The 19,088-nt window shown below is 37.8% G+C and carries 18 protein-coding genes and 7 tRNA genes; 22 read left to right on the forward strand and 3 right to left on the reverse strand.

The annotated features are described in order from the left end of the window. Nucleotide 1: 1 nt before the first annotated feature. The 4 genes from DW114_RS01850 to DW114_RS01865 all read left to right on the forward strand — a co-directional run bounded on the left by DW114_RS01850 (nt 2) and on the right by DW114_RS01865 (nt 2,657). Nucleotides 2-802: an acyltransferase domain-containing protein gene (locus DW114_RS01850; protein ID WP_117451823.1), complete on the forward strand. Its 801-nt coding sequence runs from the start codon at nt 2-4 to the stop codon at nt 800-802. A gap of 111 nt (nt 803-913) precedes the next feature. Further along, nucleotides 914-1,339: a hypothetical protein gene (locus tag DW114_RS01855; RefSeq protein WP_117451825.1), complete on the forward strand. Its 426-nt coding sequence runs from the start codon at nt 914-916 to the stop codon at nt 1,337-1,339. Nucleotides 1,340-1,414: 75 nt separating this feature from the next. After that, the gene (locus DW114_RS01860; protein ID WP_117451827.1) at nt 1,415-1,948 is read left to right on the forward strand and encodes a hypothetical protein; all 534 of its coding nucleotides are present in this window, start codon (nt 1,415-1,417) and stop codon (nt 1,946-1,948) included. Between the two features lie 58 nt (nt 1,949-2,006). Then, the gene (locus DW114_RS01865; RefSeq protein ID WP_117451829.1) at nt 2,007-2,657 is read left to right on the forward strand and encodes an HAD family hydrolase; all 651 of its coding nucleotides are present in this window, start codon (nt 2,007-2,009) and stop codon (nt 2,655-2,657) included. Here the strand turns inward: DW114_RS01865 and DW114_RS01870 are convergent. Further along, nucleotides 2,640-3,407 (reverse strand): YdcF family protein, encoded by a 768-nt coding sequence (locus DW114_RS01870; protein WP_117451831.1) that lies wholly within the window; start codon nt 3,405-3,407, stop codon nt 2,640-2,642. The two genes, DW114_RS01865 and DW114_RS01870, sit on opposite strands and share 18 nt — an antisense overlap. Continuing rightward, nucleotides 3,404-5,737 carry a helicase C-terminal domain-containing protein gene (locus tag DW114_RS01875; RefSeq protein ID WP_117451833.1) on the reverse strand — a complete coding sequence of 778 codons (2,334 nt, stop codon included), beginning with the start codon at nt 5,735-5,737 and terminating at the stop codon, nt 3,404-3,406. The genes DW114_RS01870 and DW114_RS01875 overlap by 4 nt, the downstream gene beginning before the upstream one ends. Before the next feature lie 142 nt (nt 5,738-5,879). Here DW114_RS01875 and DW114_RS01880 point away from each other — a divergent pair, with 142 nt between their 5' ends. The 18 genes from DW114_RS01880 (at nt 5,880) to DW114_RS01965 (ending at nt 17,839) form a co-directional block, all read left to right on the forward strand. Next, nucleotides 5,880-6,809, forward strand: a complete 930-nt coding sequence (locus tag DW114_RS01880; RefSeq protein ID WP_117451835.1) for an RluA family pseudouridine synthase — start codon at nt 5,880-5,882, stop codon at nt 6,807-6,809. Nucleotides 6,810-6,924: 115 nt separating this feature from the next. After that, nucleotides 6,925-8,202: a cation:proton antiporter gene (locus DW114_RS01885; RefSeq protein WP_117451837.1), complete on the forward strand. Its 1,278-nt coding sequence runs from the start codon at nt 6,925-6,927 to the stop codon at nt 8,200-8,202. A 221-nt stretch (nt 8,203-8,423) separates the two neighbouring features. Then, a complete protein-coding gene (locus DW114_RS01890; RefSeq protein WP_117451839.1) occupies nt 8,424-8,735 on the forward strand; it encodes a stress protein in 312 nt (103 codons plus the stop codon). A gap of 31 nt (nt 8,736-8,766) precedes the next feature. After that, nucleotides 8,767-9,807 carry a V-type ATPase subunit gene (locus DW114_RS01895; protein WP_117451841.1) on the forward strand — a complete coding sequence of 347 codons (1,041 nt, stop codon included), beginning with the start codon at nt 8,767-8,769 and terminating at the stop codon, nt 9,805-9,807. Nucleotides 9,808-9,822: 15 nt separating this feature from the next. Next, entirely contained in the window at nt 9,823-11,751 is a 1,929-nt protein-coding gene (locus DW114_RS01900; protein WP_117451843.1) for a V-type ATP synthase subunit I, read from the forward strand. A 16-nt stretch (nt 11,752-11,767) separates the two neighbouring features. Continuing rightward, nucleotides 11,768-12,211, forward strand: coding sequence for an ATP synthase subunit C (locus DW114_RS01905; protein ID WP_117451845.1), 444 nt, complete (start codon nt 11,768-11,770; stop codon nt 12,209-12,211). Nucleotides 12,212-12,231: 20 nt separating this feature from the next. Then, nucleotides 12,232-12,540, forward strand: coding sequence for a V-type ATP synthase subunit F (locus DW114_RS01910; protein WP_117451847.1), 309 nt, complete (start codon nt 12,232-12,234; stop codon nt 12,538-12,540). Between the two features lie 10 nt (nt 12,541-12,550). Further along, nucleotides 12,551-13,147 carry a V-type ATP synthase subunit E gene (locus DW114_RS01915; protein WP_117451849.1) on the forward strand — a complete coding sequence of 199 codons (597 nt, stop codon included), beginning with the start codon at nt 12,551-12,553 and terminating at the stop codon, nt 13,145-13,147. Nucleotides 13,148-13,187: 40 nt separating this feature from the next. Next, entirely contained in the window at nt 13,188-14,945 is a 1,758-nt protein-coding gene (locus DW114_RS01920; RefSeq protein WP_117451851.1) for a V-type ATP synthase subunit A, read from the forward strand. Nucleotides 14,946-14,962: 17 nt separating this feature from the next. Then, the gene (locus DW114_RS01925; protein ID WP_117451853.1) at nt 14,963-16,405 is read left to right on the forward strand and encodes a V-type ATP synthase subunit B; all 1,443 of its coding nucleotides are present in this window, start codon (nt 14,963-14,965) and stop codon (nt 16,403-16,405) included. Nucleotides 16,406-16,407: 2 nt separating this feature from the next. Then, complete coding sequence (locus DW114_RS01930; protein WP_117451855.1) at nt 16,408-17,043, forward strand: V-type ATP synthase subunit D; 636 nt, start codon at nt 16,408-16,410, stop codon at nt 17,041-17,043. 158 nt (nt 17,044-17,201) lie between these two features. After that, nucleotides 17,202-17,278 (forward strand) — tRNA-Arg (locus DW114_RS01935). A gap of 8 nt (nt 17,279-17,286) precedes the next feature. Beyond that, nucleotides 17,287-17,363, forward strand: a tRNA-Pro gene (locus tag DW114_RS01940). A 10-nt stretch (nt 17,364-17,373) separates the two neighbouring features. Next, nucleotides 17,374-17,450, forward strand: a tRNA-Met gene (locus DW114_RS01945). A 12-nt stretch (nt 17,451-17,462) separates the two neighbouring features. Next, a tRNA-Ile gene (locus tag DW114_RS01950) sits at nt 17,463-17,539 on the forward strand. Between the two features lie 16 nt (nt 17,540-17,555). Then, nucleotides 17,556-17,646, forward strand: a tRNA-Ser gene (locus DW114_RS01955). 37 nt (nt 17,647-17,683) lie between these two features. Continuing rightward, nucleotides 17,684-17,760 (forward strand) — tRNA-Met (locus DW114_RS01960). A gap of 3 nt (nt 17,761-17,763) precedes the next feature. Further along, nucleotides 17,764-17,839 (forward strand) — tRNA-Phe (locus DW114_RS01965). Between the two features lie 288 nt (nt 17,840-18,127). Here DW114_RS01965 and DW114_RS01970 read toward each other — a convergent pair. After that, nucleotides 18,128-18,988: a LysR family transcriptional regulator gene (locus DW114_RS01970; RefSeq protein WP_117452020.1), complete on the reverse strand. Its 861-nt coding sequence runs from the start codon at nt 18,986-18,988 to the stop codon at nt 18,128-18,130. Nucleotides 18,989-19,088 lie beyond the last annotated feature (100 nt).

A 19,088-nucleotide genomic window follows, 5' to 3' on the forward strand; every position in this document is an offset into this window, starting at 1 on the left:
TATGAAGATTTCAACATTGGCAAAATTAATCAGCCTGCCTTTGGAAGCTTATGAAGCAGCGCTTGCTTATCCTTTTACGGAACAGATGAAGAAAGAGGGAAAAAGGCTATGTACACAAGAAGCTTTATTTCTGGATTACTGTAGAAAACAACATCAACACCGTTTGTTTTCTTTACGTTTAATATTGGAATTAGCCGCTGATATCAAAGATGATTATGATGCGTTAGGAATCGAGGAACGTGTTTATAAGGATACATTTTATGATATCACTCTATGGTGTCAAAACTGTTATGCTACATTTCATGAATGGGGAATTGATGAAGTTATCTGGTTAAGGTTTCATATTTGTATGGAAGTTTTCCGTTTGGGACGATTAGCTTTTCAAAAGATTCATTTGACTAAAGATATCCCTGCTTATCATAAAAAACAGGGGGATGAGGTAATTGAAATTCATGTGGCACAAGGAGAAGCACTGGTGTATGAAGATTGTATCAGATCTTTAAATCAGGCGTTGTCCTTTTATCATATGGAAGGCGCATGGTTTTGGGGCGAAAGCTGGTTACTACATCCTGCTTTACAAAAAATGTTGACAAAGGATTGTAATATCTTACGTTTTCAATCATTATTTCATATTTATGAAATTGATGAATCCTGTCATCAGGGTGAAGAACGCATCTTTGGCGATGTAATGGATATCGCAGATTATCCTGAAACTACCAGTCTTCAGCGAAATCTGAAACAATATTTGTTAAAAGGCAATACATTAGGTATGGCAAGAGGTATTTTTTACTATCACAGGTAAATGTACCTCTTTTTCTTTTGATGAATGAGATATGCCTAAGGCAAATTACCGGGTTTGCATATAGTAAATTGAGATGGATAGAAAATCTCATTGATAAAGGAGGAATCTTTCGTGTATAGTTCAAGATGTAACTGTTCAAATGATAACATGAATAGCTGTAATCGTAATGGGGAACGTATTTTAGTAAATCAGGGATGTGGCTGTAACAATTCTCGCAGACGTTGTGCGTGCCAGAATACATTCCGTCCAGGCTGTGGAAATAATCACTGCTGTAATCAGAAACCAAACTGTGGTAATTCTTCAAATTGTGGCTGTGGCAGCCAGTGTAGTTGTGGATGTGGAAACAATGCGTGCAACTGTCGTCCAAAACCATGTCCACCTAGACCTTGCCCACCAAGACCATGTCCACCAAAACGTCCAACATGTGAGGACCGCTGTCGTGCACAATATCGTCAGTGTTTAAGAAACTGTCGTTATGATGAAGAGGAAGATAACCAAAGAGATGCATATGATTTTGACTTTGATTATGATGAATAAAAGACCGCAAGGTCTTTTTCTTTGACAAAATATGAGGGATTGATCTGATATGATACAGCTTGATGGAGGGATAATATGAAACTTTTACTACAAATATGGGTGATTATTTGTGTATCTTCAGGGATTTTTCAAACGATTCCCAAACAAGAACCCCGGCATTTAGAAATCACACGCACAAATATAAACCATGATAAGAAAATATTGGTGCTTTATCATGATGAAATAAAACGTCTACATATTCTTACAGAGCGTATCAATCAAAAAATGGATATCTCACTTTATGACATTGATCATGCGCAGGTACCGGATGCGGACAATTTTGATCTGATATTATTAGGCGATATTGCACATCAGGATGATACCTCTGAATCAATGAAACAGTTTTTAAGCTGGTATGATTTTAAAGGCAAACAAGTATCCTCTTATTATTTAGATGCCATGCATCAGGATGTATATGAGGACCATTTAAAACAACAGATACACGATGGTATCTATCTACATGGTTTGGGAATCAATGACGATGAATTGGAAACCATGGAAGAAGTAAATCATTTGATGAATGGCTGGCTGACATCTACATACTCACCAGTTTCACAAATAAAACACTAAGAATTCATTATCATATTTTCCTTTGCACATGGTATAATAACATGAGTGAGGTGAATTTATGAAGATTACAAATATAATCTGGGACTGGAATGGAACGCTGTTAGATGATATCGATATCAGTATGGAAGCATTAAACCAGCTGTTAGAAGCACAGCATTTGCCATTAGTTCTTGAAAAAGAAGAATATCGCCGGTATTTTCAATTCCCAGTCATTGAATATTACAAAAAAGTAGGATTTGATTTTGATAAAACGCCATTTTCACAATTGGCAAAACAATATATGGATTATTATCAGCCACATTCACTTGATTGTGAGCTACATCGTGATGTAATGGAAACACTAGAGATGATGAAGGCACGAGGTGTTCACCAGTATTTATTGAGTGCAAGTGATATCAGCTTTTTAAAGGAACAGCTGGCACAATACGATATCACTCCTTATTTTGAGGATATCAAGGGACTAGATAATATTCATGCGCATTCAAAGGCAGAATTAGCAAAGAACTTTGTGGAAAAGGCAGGCTTATGTAAAGCAGAAACCATCTTTATCGGTGATAGTGTACATGATAGTGAAGTCGCAGCAAATGCAGGATGTCATTGTCTGTTGATTGCGGATGGTCATGAACATAAAGAAAAACTGCAGAATACCGGGTGTCCAAGCGTAGATACGATGAAACAAGCCCAGGAATGGCTACTGCAGTTTTGTTAGATATTGATCTTTGATCACACCAAAGAATTCACGGAAATAGAAATTAAAAGATAAATCAAAATCACTTTTCGCAGGGTATAATGCACATTGCATGCCATTTTGTTTACACAGTACATTGGCACGATACATGTGGAAATCATTGGATATGACACTCACTGGAGTGTCTTTTTTTAACAGCTTTTTACTAAACGCAAAGTTTTCATTTGTATTACGGCTTTGATCTTCCATAAGAATCTGTGATTCTTCAATACCATGCTGTATCAGCCATGCCTTCATGGCGCTTGCTTCACTTCGTGATTCTAATGGCCCCTGGCCTCCACTGACAATGATGGTCGCATTTGGATATTGTTCATGGAATTTTAAAGCTGCTTCCAAACGATAGCGCAGTAAACGTGATATCTGTTCGCCTTTTAACTGAGCACCCAATACAATCACTGTATCATACTGGGTTTTGGATACATGCTGACCACACTTTACAATCGCCCCCACCTTGATTGTGAATATACCAAGGGAAGTTACCATAAAGATAATAAACAGGATACGAAGAACTTTAGGAAAATACGATAACAGATGGCGCTTTTTGATTATTTCAAAGATAGCAATCCCGAATAACAGGATGCCCATACAAAGCCATGTCCAGGAAAAGGTAATGCCATTGATTCCATAACTGATGGATAACAGGGCATAATATCCTATAAAAAGCATAGACAGGCTAAGAAAAACGATGGGAATTGATTTATGATATTTCATGTGGACCTCCAAAAATCTTGTAAGATATGCATCGCATCTTCTGGCCTAGATACGGTTTTAAAATGACGGTAATGTGGTGGCAATAAGGATAAATAGCGATTGGTTGTATAACGTTCATCAATCAATAAAATCATACCTTTATCAGCACTAGAACGAATGACTCTGCCAGCTGATTGTAAGACCTTGTTCATGCCGGGAAATTGATAGGCATAAGAAAATCCCATGTGATTGATTTCATCAAAATGGTGCATGATCAAATCCTGTTGGGGATTGATTTGCGCAAGGCCAACACCTACGATGATCGCACCAATCAAACGTTCCTGTTTCAAATCGATTCCTTCAGAAAACATACCACCAATGACACAGAAATAAACATGCAGGGAATCACTTTGATCAAAGGAAGATAAAAATTCTTCTTTCATTTTTTCACTCATATTTTGTGCCTGTAGGGTTGTTTTGATATGGGGATAACATTTCACAAAAGCCTCATAGATCTGATGCATATAGGCATAACTTGGCGCAAATACAATATAGTTGCCGGCTTTCATAGATACACTGGCATAAATCATGGAAACAAGCGCTGGCAAAGAGGCTTGCCGTTTGGCATATTTGGTTGAAATCTGATTGGCGATCATACAACAACAATTCTTCGCATCAAATGGAGAGGGCAGTGATAATCGTTTGGTGTTTTCATCACCACCCAATAAAGTTAAATAGTAATCGATGGGAGATAAGGTAGCACTAAAGAAAATCGTAGAACGCCCTTTCTTTAATATATCAGATATTGGATGGACTGGGTTCATACAAAACTGTTTCACCATGCAGTCCTTGCCTTCCACTGCGATATAATAAACAAAGTGTTCATCAAAGAAATCAGCGATTTTCCCAAAATTGATACAATCAAAATATAATTGTTTTAACGTATCATCATGTTGTTCATCATGTTCACTTTGAAAATATGCATCCAGATGCTCACAAAAGTTACTGATCGTGGATAATAAGGTTTCATCCAGAACCGGATAATATTGGAAATTATCTTCTTCTTCACAGCTTTTGCGTATTTTCTTTAAGAGCCGGATGATATTTTGTATACTGTTATATACCAGTTTACGATCTTTTGGCAACAGCTTTTTCGCATCTTCAAAATTAGATAAATATAAGGAAGCACTATACATTTCTCTTGCACGCTCCACAAGATTATGTGCCTCATCGACCAAAAAAACATAATTTCCTTTTTCTGTAAAGAAACGTTTTAAATAAACCCTTGGATCAAAAACATAATTATAATCACATACGATCACATCCGCATATAAAGAAGCATCCAGACTTAATTCAAATGGACAGACCATATGGTCCTGTGCAACATTGCACACAATATCCTTTTCAATAAAATCATTTTGTGACACTAGTTCATATAATGCATCTTGACAGCGATCAAAATATCCCTTCGCATATGGACAGTGTTTAGAATCACAATTGCGTTCTTCTAAAAAACAGATTTTATCCTTTGCGGTGATGGCAACGGTTTTAAAGCGAACACCCTGATCATAAATCAAGGAGATGGTATCATAAGCCACAGATGCGGTTATATTTTTGGCACATAGGTAAAATATCTTTTCACATTTCTTTTCTCCGATGGCTTTTAATGCTGGAAATAAGGTAGAAATCGTTTTTCCTATACCGGTGGGCGCCTGTGCAAACAGGATATCTTTATCTAGAATGGTTTTGTATACCGCAACAGCAAACTGGCGCTGTCCTTTGCGATAATCAGAAAAGGGGAAATGTAACTGCTTTAAGGAAGCTTGTGATGTTTCTATCACATCTTTTTTCAGGTTCGCCCATTTTAAATACTGTTTAAGGGTATCAAAATAAAAGCTTTCCAGTTCATCAAAAGTCTTATGATGCAGGAAGCATTTCACTTCATTGATTTCTAATTGATAATATGTGATCTGTACATCCAGCTCTTTGATATCATAATCAAGTGCATAGATATAAGCATAAATATAGGCTTGCGCAAAGTGGACAAAATGTGATTCATCGATTTCATCATAAGGCACATAGGTGGTTTTGATTTCATCAATCAATACCTTGTCATCATCTATACAGATGCCATCGGCACGTCCATCGATGGTAAAACAGAAATCTTCCAGTTCACTTGTGATTTTTAAATAGACTTCACTTTGATAATGTTCTCCATATTTTGACTGGATCTGTCGATGAATCCTGGCTCCTAAATTGGCACGTTCCATACTTTGTGATGTAGACACTAAATCACCACCAAGATATAGCGCCTCCACCAGATTTCTAACAGACAATTGTATTTGATACATGAGCGACACCCTTTCACACTTCCTACATTGTATATGATTTAAAGAAAAAAACAAAGAGGAGATAAGGAATTCGTAAGAAACAAAAGCATATGGTAAGTTTTGTGGTATACTTTTAAGGTACTTGGGAAAGTGAGTGGTATAAATGAGAGAAATCGTTATCGGAAAAAATGATGCAGATCAGCGTGTAGATAAATTTATCATGAAAACAATGAAAGATATGCCAAAAAGTCTGATGTATAAATATATAAGAAATAAGAAAATCAAAGTGAATCGGAAACGTTGTGAAATATCCCAGCGGCTGCAAGAGGGAGATGTGATGCAGTGTTTTATCCCAGAGGAATTTTTTGAGTCAAAAAAAGAGCGGGCGTTTACCAAGCTGCCATCAGACTTAGATGTTATATATGAAGATGAAGCCCTTATCATTGTGAATAAGCCGGTTGGCTTGCTTGCACACAGTGATACCAGTCAACTGCAGGATAATCTAGCAGATCGTCTTTTGCATTATTTATATAGAAAAGGGGAGTATGATCCTGATAAGGAACAAAGCTTTGCGCCTGCCTTATGTCATCGCATCGATCGCAATACTCAAGGAATCGTCATCTGTGCTAAAACCAGTGAAGCGCTGCGCCAGATGAATGAGGTAATACGTGAAAGAGAGCTAGATAAACGATATTTATGTATTGTGGAAGGCAGTTTAAAGAAAAAACAGGATCATCTGGTGTTATATCATAAAAAGATGGAGCATAACAAAGCAGATATCATACCTTATGCGAAAGAAGGCTATCAACGTATTGAAACAGGGTATCGTGTCTTAAAAGAAAAAGATGGAAAAAGTCTTGTGGAGGTTTCATTATTGACAGGGAAGAGCCATCAGATACGTGCAGTCATGGCGTATTTAAAGCATCCATTGTTAGGAGATGTAAAATATGGCGGGAAAAAGGATGTCATTACTTATCAGGCATTATGCGCATATCAGGTAAGCTTTCACTTTACAAAGGATTATCCATCTATAAAACAATTAGATCAAAAAACGTTTACACTCGAAGATGTAGCATTATATCGATATTTTTAGATGTTATGCAAAAATAGTATAGTGAAAAATTCGATTTTTTTCACAAAAAGAATTGCATTTTCAAAAAAGCGATGTATAATAATCAAGGCTAAGTTGAAAGAGAGTGGAGTATAGCATGGAATCTTACAGATATTTATTAGATGTTGCATTGATTCTGTTGAGCACAAAGTTTTTTGGTTTATTGACCAGAAAGATTGAAATGCCACAGGTCGTTGGAGCATTGGTGGCTGGAATTATCTTAGGACCAGCAGTATTGGACTTCGTTCACGAATCTGCCTTTACCGATCAGATAGCGGAAATCGGTGTCATCGTATTGATGTTCTCGGCAGGTCTGGAAACAGATATCAGTGAATTGAAGAAAAGTGGAAAGAGCAGTTTTGTGATCGCCTTGATTGGGGTATTGGTGCCTCTTGTGGCGGGATATTTCCTGGCAAGTTTCTATAACACAGGCGATAATGCATTCTTACAAAACATGTTCATTGGCGTTATTTTAACAGCAACATCCGTTAGTATCAGTGTAGAAACATTGAAAGAAATGGGTAAATTAAGCACACCTAGTGGTAATGCCATTTTAGGAGCTGCCTTAATTGATGATATTTTAGGTATTGTTGCATTAACCATTATTACAGGTATGGCGGATACAAGTGTAAATCTTGCCGTTGTATTGATGAAGATCGTTGCCTTCTTTGTATGTAGTGTCATTATTGGACTGATCGCAAGAAAACTGATTGAAAAATGGTTTGATCGTGATGATAAGGTGAGAAGAAGATTCTCTATCATCTCATTTGCCTTCTGTTTATTGTTTGCCTATTGTGCAGAAGAATTCTTTGGTGTCGCAGATATCACAGGTGCCTTTATTGCCGGTTTGATTATCTCAGGTACAAGCAAAGCAACCTATGTGACAATGCGTATTGAAACATTGTCTTACTTGTTGATTTCACCAGTATTCTTCGCAAGTATTGGTTTAAAGGTCGTATTGCCTGAAATGACAAGCAGTATTGTGATCTTCTCTGTTTTATTGATGATTATCGCAATTCTAACCAAAATTATTGGATGTGGTCTAGGTGCGAAAATCTGCCATTATGAAAATATTCAGAGTTTACGTATTGGTATTGGTATGATTTCCCGTGGTGAGGTCGCATTGATTGTTGCCAGCAAAGGTATGGCAGTGGGACTAATGAATCCAGATTTCTTTGGACCAATCATCATCATGGTTGTATTGACTACTGTGGTTACGCCAGTATTGTTGAAATTCGCATTTGCTGATCGTGCAAATGATCCTGATGTTTATACAGAAAGTGATCTTGTTGATGATTACAGCGAAACGGAAGAACTGGAGAAAAAATCTCATCAGATCTTTGGAGAAAGTAAAAAAGAAAGCCGTGCTTCTTAAGCAAGGTAAAAGTTGTGAAAGCCCTTTAATAAAGGCTTTTGCAACTTTTTTTATATCTCAAAAAAGAAAAAAATTCTAAAATTTAACCTAGGTTAATAAATGCGAAAATAATTATATATTTTGCTTGCAAGCCATATGTAAAAGGTTTATACTTTTAAAAGGTTTTAGGTAACACCATAAACCGAACAGTGCTATAATAAAGGCAAAGGAGGTATCGTTTTTTGGAAGAGCTAATCAGAAATATTGTAGAGGCAGATAAAAAGGCTAGAAACAATGTCGCATTGAAAAAGCAGGAAAAAAACAGCGTCCAAGATCTGATACAGGAACAAAAAGATGAGATCAAAGCCAAGTATCAGGAAGAAACAAAACGCTGTATCTTGGAAAAGCGAGCCGAAATGGACAAAGAACTTGCAAAATCAATTGAACAGGAAGAATCTTTGTTTAAGGAAGCACTTTTGGACCTGCAGCAGAAGTATGACACAAACAGGGAAACATGGGTGGAAAGAATTGTAGAGCATTGCTTAAATTCGTAGCCCGGCAGTATCATCAAGGAGGTGAGACCTTATGAATATGGCAACAGGTGTCATTGTCTCCAAAGCAAAAAGTATGCATGGCAAACAACTGAATGAAGAAGATTATAACGAGCTGCTTCATAAACGCAGTGTTTCAGAAATCGCAGGTTATCTGAAGAATGAAACACAATATGCAGATGCCTTGAAAGATGTACGTGAAAACAACATTCATCGAGGTCAGCTGGAATCTATGTTACGACGTGATGGATTCAGACAAACAATGAAGCTGTATCGTTATGCAGAATCATCATACAAGGATTACTATCAGTTGCATATGCAACAAATTGAGATGGATTTGATCCTTCAGCGTATCCGTGTTCTGATCAGTGAAGAATATGAGGATGCAATCGCAGAACTTCCAATTTTCTTAAAAGGATATACGAGTTTTGATTTATTGCGTCTTGGAAATGTCCATACGTATGATGAGTTGTTGGATGTACTGAAAAAGACAATGTATTACAATGTTTTGCTGCCTTATCGTGTCGCCAAAGGAAAAGAAGGCGAGATCGCCTATACGGCGTGTGAAACTGCATTAAACAAATGGTACTATGGACATGTGTTTGATGTAATTGATCATGTCATGAAGGGTAAAACCAAAAAAGAAGTAAAAGAGTTTTTTAGTGTAGATGTGGAGTTATCTAATTTAACGAAGATATATCGTTTTAAACGTTACTTCCATGCACGAGAAGACATTATCCGTGATTCTTTATTTCCTGTATATGATCACATTAGTGCGAGTCAGGTAGAAGAATTACTGGCTGAGCCAACAACAAAAGGTTTCCTAAAGAAACTGGAAAATTGCTGGTATCATCTGAAAACAGATGACAGTAAACATCTGTATATCGAATGGTATATGGATAAATACCGTTATAAACGGGCAAGAAAGAATATATACTATTCCCAAAGTGCACCGTTGGTATTCAGTTCCTACTTATATCTGCAGAAACTGGAATTAGACAACATCATCAACATTATTGAAGGAGTTCGCTATCAGGTGGATAGTGAAGATATCGCCAAGATGTTGATTTATTAGAAAGGAGAATGTGTGATGGCAATTGCAAAGATGAAGCTGATCAATATTACCGGGGACAATGAGTACCTGAATGATGTGCTTCTGAAATTTGTAGACCTGGATTACTTTCATCCAGAACCAGCAACAAAATTTGTGGACAGTGTTCATGGATTAACAACGCTGGTAGAAGAAAACCCCATCGTTGAAGTGTTGAATCACTTTAAAGAAGTCGTTTCCGATATGGAATTAGATGTGCCGGAAAAAGAAATGCGAAGTCCTGATTATGATCTGGATGAAATCAAAGCATATATCGATGATATCCATAAAAGATATCTGGATGGTGCGATTGTTCAAAAAGATTTGGAAACGGTAATACAAGAAAACAAAGATGCTTTGATACAGGTAAGAAATATCGAAAGCATTGATTTAAATCTTGATGATTTATTTGAATGTAAATATATCAAGATTCGTTTTGGACGACTGCCTTTGGATAGTGTAGAGAAACTGCAATATTATCGTAACCGTCCATTTGTATTTAAATCCTTCAGTCAGGATGATACCTATAGCTGGTGTGTATATCTGACAACGGAAAAATATGAAGGAGATGTAGATAACATTTTCTCTAGTCTATACTTTGAACGTATCCGTATCCCAGAGTTTGTTCATGGAACGCCAGAACGTGCAAAAGAAACGCTGCAGGAAGAAATCGATAACGATTACAAACAGCTGCAGCATGTAAATGAAGTGCTTGCGAAATTAAAAGATGAATGCAGAGAACGTTTTGCGGAAATCAAAGGCGAATTAGATTTTTTGAATCACACATATGAAGCTAGAAAATATGTTGTTGGTTTGGGAGAAAGATTCTCTATTACAGGCTTTATAGTCGAAGATGACGTGGATAAACTGAAACGTACATTTGAAGACTTGAAGGAGGTGGAAATCGAAGTGCGTCCTGCTCACAGTGACAAGCGACTCGCGCCTCCGACAAAACTAAAGAATGGGTGGTTTGCCAGGCCGTTCTCAATGTTTGTAGAGATGTATGGTACTCCAGAATATGAAGCAATTGATCCAACACCAATTGTCGCAGTTACGTATACCTTATTGTTTGGTATGATGTTTGGCGATGTTGGCCAGGGGCTTGTACTAATATTGGTAGGATATTTAGCCTATAAATATAAAGGCATGCAGCTGGGCGATGTAGGCGTACGTATTGGAATCTCTTCTACGATTTTTGGATTTATTTATGGCTCAGTATTTGGAAATGAAACCTTATTGAATCCTGTATATCAAACGGTATTTGGATTAAGTGAAAAACCAATTGAAGTTATGACGAGTGAATTCATTCCAATTCTTCTGGTTTTATCTGTTGGTATTGGCGCATTTCTGATTATATTCAGTATGTGTGTAAATATTTTCCTACAAATCAAAAACAAAAATATGGGAGAACTGTTCTTTTCACAAAACGGTGTTGCAGGACTTGTATTCTACACATCTTTAGTAGGTGGTCTTGCTTATACCTTATTAAGTGGAAACAATCTGTTCACAATTCCATTTGTACTTGTTTGTCTGATTCTTCCATTGGTATTGATCTTTATGAAAGAACCATTCACAAATAAATTAGAAAACAAAGCAATGTACCCAGAAGGTTTTGGGGCATTCTGTATCGAAAGTATCTTTGAACTGCTAGAGGTATGCTTATCCTATATCACCAATACGATTTCTTATTTGCGTGTTGGCGGATTCGTTTTATCACATGCCGGAATGATGATGGCCGTAACCTTGATTATGGGAATGGTCGGTAGTGCAGGTGGACTGCTTGTTGGAATTTTCGGAAACATTCTGGTTATGTGTCTGGAAGGTATGATCGTTGGTATTCAGGTACTGCGTCTAGAATTTTATGAAATGTTCTCACGTTACTTCAATGGAAACGGTGTAGCATTTCAATCATTAAAGGAACTAAATTAAACAGGAGGAACAAATTATGTTAAGTCCATTAGAATTATTAATACCATTTATTATTTTAGTATTGATCTCATTGCCATTAGTCAATGTATTTAGAGGTAAAACAAGTGTAAAGAGTGCAAAAGTACGTATGGTTTCACATATCTGCTTATTCTTCGCATTAGTATTGGGAACAGTATTCTTCTCTGCTACAAAAGCATATGCTGCAGAAACTGCAGATGTTGCGGATAAGATGGCTGGATCTATTGGTCAGGGATTAGGCTTTATCGCTGCTGCATTATCAACTGGTTTATCAGCATTAGGTGCTGGTATTGCCGTAGCTGCTGCAGCTCCTGCTGCTATTGGTGCTTTCTCTGAAAACAAAGAAAACTTCGGTAAATCTATGATCTTCGTTGCATTAGGTGAAGGTGTTGCTATTTATGGTCTGTTGATCTCTATCTTCATTATCTTCATGAAATTATAAAATCAGAAAGGAGAATTCCTATGAGATTTTTCCTGCTCAGTGATAATATCGATACGCAGATGGGAATGCGTTTGGCAGGAATCGAAGGAGTTGTCGTACATGAACGCCAGGAAGTCCTGGAAGAATTGGAAAAAGCGATGCACATGGAAGATGTCGCCATCATTTTAATGACAACAAAATTGATTCAGACTTGCCCAGATGTTATTTCTGAATTAAAATTAAAATTGAAAAAACCGTTGATTGTGGAAATACCGGATCGTCATGGTTCTGCCAAAATTGGTGAAACGATCGATCGATACGTAAGTGAAGCAATTGGGGTAAAACTATGAGGTGTTTGCTATGTTAGATGACAAAATGAAGCTTGAGCAATATTTTAAAGATGAAATCGATCGTGTTAGCGGTATTGAAATCAAGCAGATCGACGACGAGATAGCAGATATTCGTGAAAAAGCTCTTCAGGGATTAGAAGCTGATGCGCAAAGAGAAGCTGGCATGGTTCGTGAGCAGGAATTAAAAGAACTGCAAAGCGAACATGCAATCCGCTTAAGTAAAGCGCATGAAGAAACCAGTCGTAAACTGATGGCCAAGCGTAAAGAACTGGCTGATCTTGTGTTTAAAGAAGCAAAAGACAAAATCAAATCGTTTACGAAGCAGGGTGATTATCGTGATTATCTGAAAAAGAAAGCACAAGAGCTGGGTAAAAACAACTTTGCACATGCTGTTTTCTTAATAGGTAAAGAAGATGCATCTTATCAGGATGATATCAAGAAGGCCTATGGAAAAGATTGCGAAGTACAGATAGATACAGATATCGTACTTGGCGGTTTTCGTTTAGAATGCGTTGAGATGGGAATTGTCGTAGACGAAACCTTCGATACAGCGATTGAAGAACAGAAAGAATGGTTCTATACAAATTCTGGATTGTTTATTAAATAATCCAAATGATGCGTGGATTCCATGCGCTAGAGGTGATAATGTGAGTGAAAATGTAATTTATTCCATAAACGGTCCAGTTGTAAAGGTAAGAAATGCAACAGATTTCTCTATGATGGAGAAAGTGTTTGTCGGAGATAAGAAACTGATGGGAGAGGTCATCAGCATCAGTAAAGAAGTCACAACGATTCAGGTATATGAATCTACGACTTCATTAAAGCCTGGTGAACCTGTAGAACCAACAGGAAGTCCAATTTCCGTAACACTGGGACCTGGTATTTTAAGAAATATATTTGATGGAATTGAACGTCCATTAAAAGAAATAGCAAAAGAATCCGGCGCATTTATTGCGACCGGAAGCAATGTAGCACCATTAGATGAAGAAGCATTATGGAATGTCAGTGTGAAAGTAAAAGTAGGAGATCAAGTCGTGCCTGGCCAGATTTTTGCGACTTTGCCAGAAACGGATTTGATTGAACACCGCTGTATGATTCCACCAACGCTGTATGGTGAAGTAGTTGAAGTTGTAAGTGATGGAAGCTACAATATCAATCATGAAATTATCAAGGTAAAAGATGATAAAGATGAAATTCATACACTGACATTATGTCAGAAATGGCCAATCAAACAGGCAAGACCTGTCGCTCAGCGTTTGCCAATTAGTGTTCCATTGATTACTGGACAGCGTATTTTTGATACACTGTTTCCAATCGCAAAAGGTGGAACAGCTGCTATACCTGGAGGTTTTGGTACAGGAAAAACCATGACGCAGCATCAGCTTGCCAAATGGTGTGATGCCGATATCATCGTATATGTAGGTTGTGGAGAACGTGGTAACGAAATGACACAGGTTCTGGAAGAATTCTCAGAACTGATTGACCCAAAGAGTAATCGTCCTTTGACTGATCGTACGGTGTTAATTGCCAATACGTCAAACATGCCAGTAGCTGCTCGTGAAGCTAGTATTTATACAGGTTTAACACTTGCAGAATATTATCGTGATATGGGTTATCATGTCGCAATCATGGCCGATTCTACTTCTCGTTGGGCAGAAGCACTTCGAGAAATCAGTGGACGTTTGGAAGAAATGCCTGCAGAAGAAGGGTTCCCAGCATATCTGCCATCAAGAATTTCACAATTCTATGAACGTGCTGGATATATGGAAACATTAAATGGTCAGGAAGGCAGTGTATCTATCATTGGTGCCGTATCTCCACAGGGAAATGACTTCTCAGAACCAGTTACCCAGAATACAAAACGATTTGTAAGATGTTTCTGGGCATTAGATAAATCACTGGCTTATGCAAGACACTACTTTGCGATCAACTGGACAGAAAGCTATTCAGAATATGTTGGTGATTTAACCAAATGGTATAACAAAAATGTAGATATTCGTTTCTTGCGTAATCGTCAGGAGCTGATGAGTCTGTTGGCTGAAGAAGCAAAATTGATGGAAATTGTAAAATTGATTGGTAGTGATGTATTGCCGGAAGATCAAAAATTGGTTATTGAAATCTGTAAAGTCATTCGTGTAGGATACCTGCAACAAAATGCATTCCATAAAGATGATACGTATGTACCATTGGAAAAACAGTTGAAAATGATGGATGTTATCCTATATTTATATAAACGTTGTAAAGAAATCGTCAGTGAAGGAAAATCATTGAGTCAGATTATTGCTTCTGGTATCTTTGATAATGTCACGAAGATGAAATATGATGTGCCAAACGACCATATCGAAGCATTTGATGATTATTTCCCTATGATCGATAAAGCTGTGAACGAAAGTTTGAATGCGTAAGAAGGAGGAGTGCTTATATGAGTCTTCAATATTTAGGATTGAGTGAAATCAATGGGCCTTTGGTTTTCCTAGACAACGTAGAAAACGCCAGCTATGAAGAAATGGTGGAAATAAAATGTGGAGATGGTTCCACACGTTTGGGAAGAGTTGTACAGCTGGATGGCAAACGTGCCGCAATTCAGGTGTTTGAAGGTACTAATGGATTAAGCTTAAAAAATACAAAAACAAAATTTACAGGAAAGCCAATGGAGCTTCCTTTATCAAAAGAATTATTAGGCCGTGTATTTAACGGCAGTGGAAAACCAATTGATGGATTAGGTGAAATCTATGCTGAAAAAAGTGCAGATATCAATGGACAGCCATTAAATCCGGTTTCCCGTGTATATCCCCGTAACTATATCAATACCGGTATCTCCAGTATTGATGCATTGACGACATTGATTCGTGGACAGAAACTTCCTATTTTCTCAGGATCAGGTATGCCTCATAACGACTTGGCAGTACAGCTGGTAAAACAGGCTAAGATTTCTGATGGAGATGGCAAAAATTTCTGTATCGTATTTGCGGCCATGGGTGTAAAAAATGACGTTGCGGATTATTTTAAACGTTCCTTTGAAGAAGCAGGCGTTATGGAGAAAGTTGTTATGTTTATCAATTTATCCAATGACCCTATCATTGAACGTACATTAACACCACGTTGTGCTTTAACTGCCGCAGAATATTTAGCATATGAACATGATATGCATGTATTGGTTATTTTGACGGATATCACATCCTATTGTGAGGCACTACGTGAATTCTCAAGTAGTAAAGGTGAAATTCCAGGTCGTAAAGGATATCCTGGCTATTTATATTCTGACCTTGCTTCCTTATATGAAAGAGCAGGTATTGTCAAAGGGGCGAATGGCTCTGTGACACAGATTCCTATTCTAACCATGCCAAATGATGATATTACACATCCAATTCCTGACCTTACCGGTTATATTACAGAAGGACAGATTGTATTAGATCGTAATTTGAATCAAATGGGTGTTTATCCACCAGTTGGAGTACTTCCATCCCTTTCACGTTTAATGAAAGATGGTATTGGTGAAGGATATACAAGAAAAGACCATTCTGATGTCAGTAACCAGTTGTTTGCGGCATATGCGAAAGTGCAGGATGCCAGAAGTCTAGCCAGTGTTATTGGTGAGGATGAATTAAGTGATGTTGATAAACAATATATGTCTTTTGGAACATTATTTGAAGAGTATTTCTTAAATCAAGGATTTGATGTAAACAGAACAATTGAAGAAACACTGGATCTTGGATGGGATTTACTAAGCGTTCTTCCACGTGGTGAATTGGATCGTGTAGATAATGAAGTCCTTGATCAGTATTATGACCATGAACGTGCTGTTCAGCGTTTTCAAATCAAAGCCGGACCGATTATCAAAGAATTAGCGAATCCAGGTGAATAGTTATGGCAAATAAACAGGTGTTTCCTACAAAAGGAAATCTGATTGCGACAAAGAAATCTAATCAGCTGGCACAAATGGGCTATGAACTGATGGATCGTAAGCGTAATATATTGACAAGAGAAATGATGAGCTTATTAGATAGTGTAAGATTATTACGTGATGAAATTACAATCACGTACCAGAAGGCTTATTATGCGCTACAGCAGGCGAATATGTCATTGGGTGTTATTAGTGACTTGGTAGAGGCTGTACCTGTTGATACAGGTGTTCATGTGAGCTATCGTAGTGTAATGGGCGTGGAGATACCTAAAATTCATTATGATAAGCAGAGTCTGGAATTAACTTATGGATTGGAGCATGCCAATTCAAAACTGGATTATGCGTATAAGTGTTTTTATAAGGTAAAAGAAATGACTGTTATACTGGCGGAAGTAGAGAACAGTGTGTATCGTCTTGCCAATGCGATTCGTAAGGCGCAGAAGCGTGCAAATGCTTTGAAGAATATCGTTATTCCGGAATTTGAAGGTAACATTAAGTTTATTAGTGATGCTTTGGAAGAGAAGGAACGTGAGGAATTTTCAAGGCAAAAGGTCATAAAGGCTACAAAAGATCGAAAACAAAACCAGGAGCACATTTAGTTGTGCTCCTTATTTAGGCCTTATTTAAAGGGGGAAAAAGGTGTTAATAAAATTTCTTCAAAAAAAGTAAAAAAAATCGAAAAAAGTTGTTGACACTTATGGATATGTTTGGTATTATATTAGGGCACTGAGGCAAACAGTGCTAAAGAAAAAAATATGCGCCCATAGCTCAACTGGATAGAGCGTTTGACTACGGATCAAAAGGTTGCGGGTTCGATTCCTACTGGGCGCGCCATAAAATATCGGGATGTAGCACAGCTTGGTAGTGCACTTGATTTGGGATCAAGGGGTCGCAGGTTCAAATCCTGTCATCCCGACCATGATATTTTTGGCTGGGTAGCTTAGTTGGCTAGAGCATCCGGTTCATACCCGGAAGGTCGCGAGTTCGAGTCTCGCCCCCGCCACCAATTGACTAATTTGGACCCTTAGCTCAGTTGGTCAGAGCATCCGGCTCATAACCGGTGGGTCGTAGGTTCGAGTCCTACAGGGTCCACCAATTTCATAACAAAATTGGAGGAATACCCAAGTGGTTGAAGGGTCCGGTCTTGAAAACCGGTAGGTCGGGAAACTGGCGCCTGGGTTCGAATCCCAGTTCCTCCGCCAAAAAGTTTAAGGCGTTTAAAATTTATTGCTCATTTATCGCGGGGTAGAGCAGCCTGGTAGCTCGTCGGGCTCATAACCCGGAGGTCGTTGGTTCAAATCCTTCCCCCGCAACCAAATGGTCCCGTAGCTCAGTCGGTAGAGCAAAGGACTGAAAATCCTTGTGTCGTTGGTTCGATTCCGACCGGGACCACCATTTGGAACGTGAAACCTATTTCGTAAGAGATAGGTTTTTTTCTATATGCGGGGGACTCAAACGTCCTCAGGCTGCGGTTTAAGGAACTGGGATAAGACCTAACGGTTTTTAAGTTCATGGGTATGCCTCCAATTGGCGGGGGCGAGTATATAGAACGTCTACCCAGACAAAAAAAACGTGCCTCAGGATTTGATAGGTATAAGGTTTCCTTCCCCTTGCTGTGATTAGAAAGGCTCGTTTCTATATACATTATATGGAATAAAATAAAAATCTGCATATTCGCAGATTTCATTTATAATAATCGATAAAAGTCTGTGCAGTTTCTGAAAGATATCGATCCTTCATACAAATAATATGAATGGAAGTGGTTAAACGTGGATGGTCAATATCATAGATTTTTAAATTTTCATGTTCGATAAGAGCAATTGCGCTTTTAGGAACAATCGCAACACCTAATCCTGCTTTTGCCCATAACAGGGAAGTTCTGGCATCCTGATTAATACAAAAACATGTAGGCAACAGACCAGATTGAAGAAAACAATCCTCCAATAAGGAAGCATAGCGCTCATAATATATTAATGGGACATTAGTTAAATCCTGCAGTTTTAAACGATTATCTTTTGATAAACATTGGCTTTTATCACATACTGCCACCATTCCTTCTTCCCAAAAGGGAATTGCTTTTATATTTTTTTGTGGATATGGCGTGCGGACAACGCCGATTTCAATCAGGCCTTTCTCTAATAGCTCCAGAATCTGAAAAGTATTTCCTTCTTTTAACACAAAAGAAACCTTAGGGAAATCTTCATGGAATTTACGAATGCCATTTTCCAAAAACGCATGATGGGAACTTGATACAATGCCAATACGAAGCTCATGGGCAACTTGTGTTTTCGCATCCTGTACCTCTTTTTTTGTATCCTCACAAAGCCGGCAAATCTGTTCGGCTTTTTCTCTTAATAACTCTCCGGCATCTGTTAATTGTATATGATGCTTGCCACGCAGTACCAACGCTACACCAAGTTCTTCTTCCAACATCTTTAATTGATAAGAAAGGGGAGGCTGTGCCATATGTAAACGTCTTGCTGCTGCTGTGATCTGTCCTTCCTCACAAATCGTGAGGAAATATTGTAACTGTTTAATATCCATTTTTATCACCATACTTTTTTTATATATTTTAAATATTAAACCAATATTATACATATATCAACCCCTTGGGTATAATAATAAAGGCGAAAAGGATGATGAA

This window comes from Absiella sp. AM09-50, from assembly GCF_003433845.1.
In the GTDB taxonomy this organism is placed as follows: domain Bacteria; phylum Bacillota_I; class Bacilli_A; order Erysipelotrichales; family Erysipelotrichaceae; genus Hoskinsella; species Hoskinsella hominis.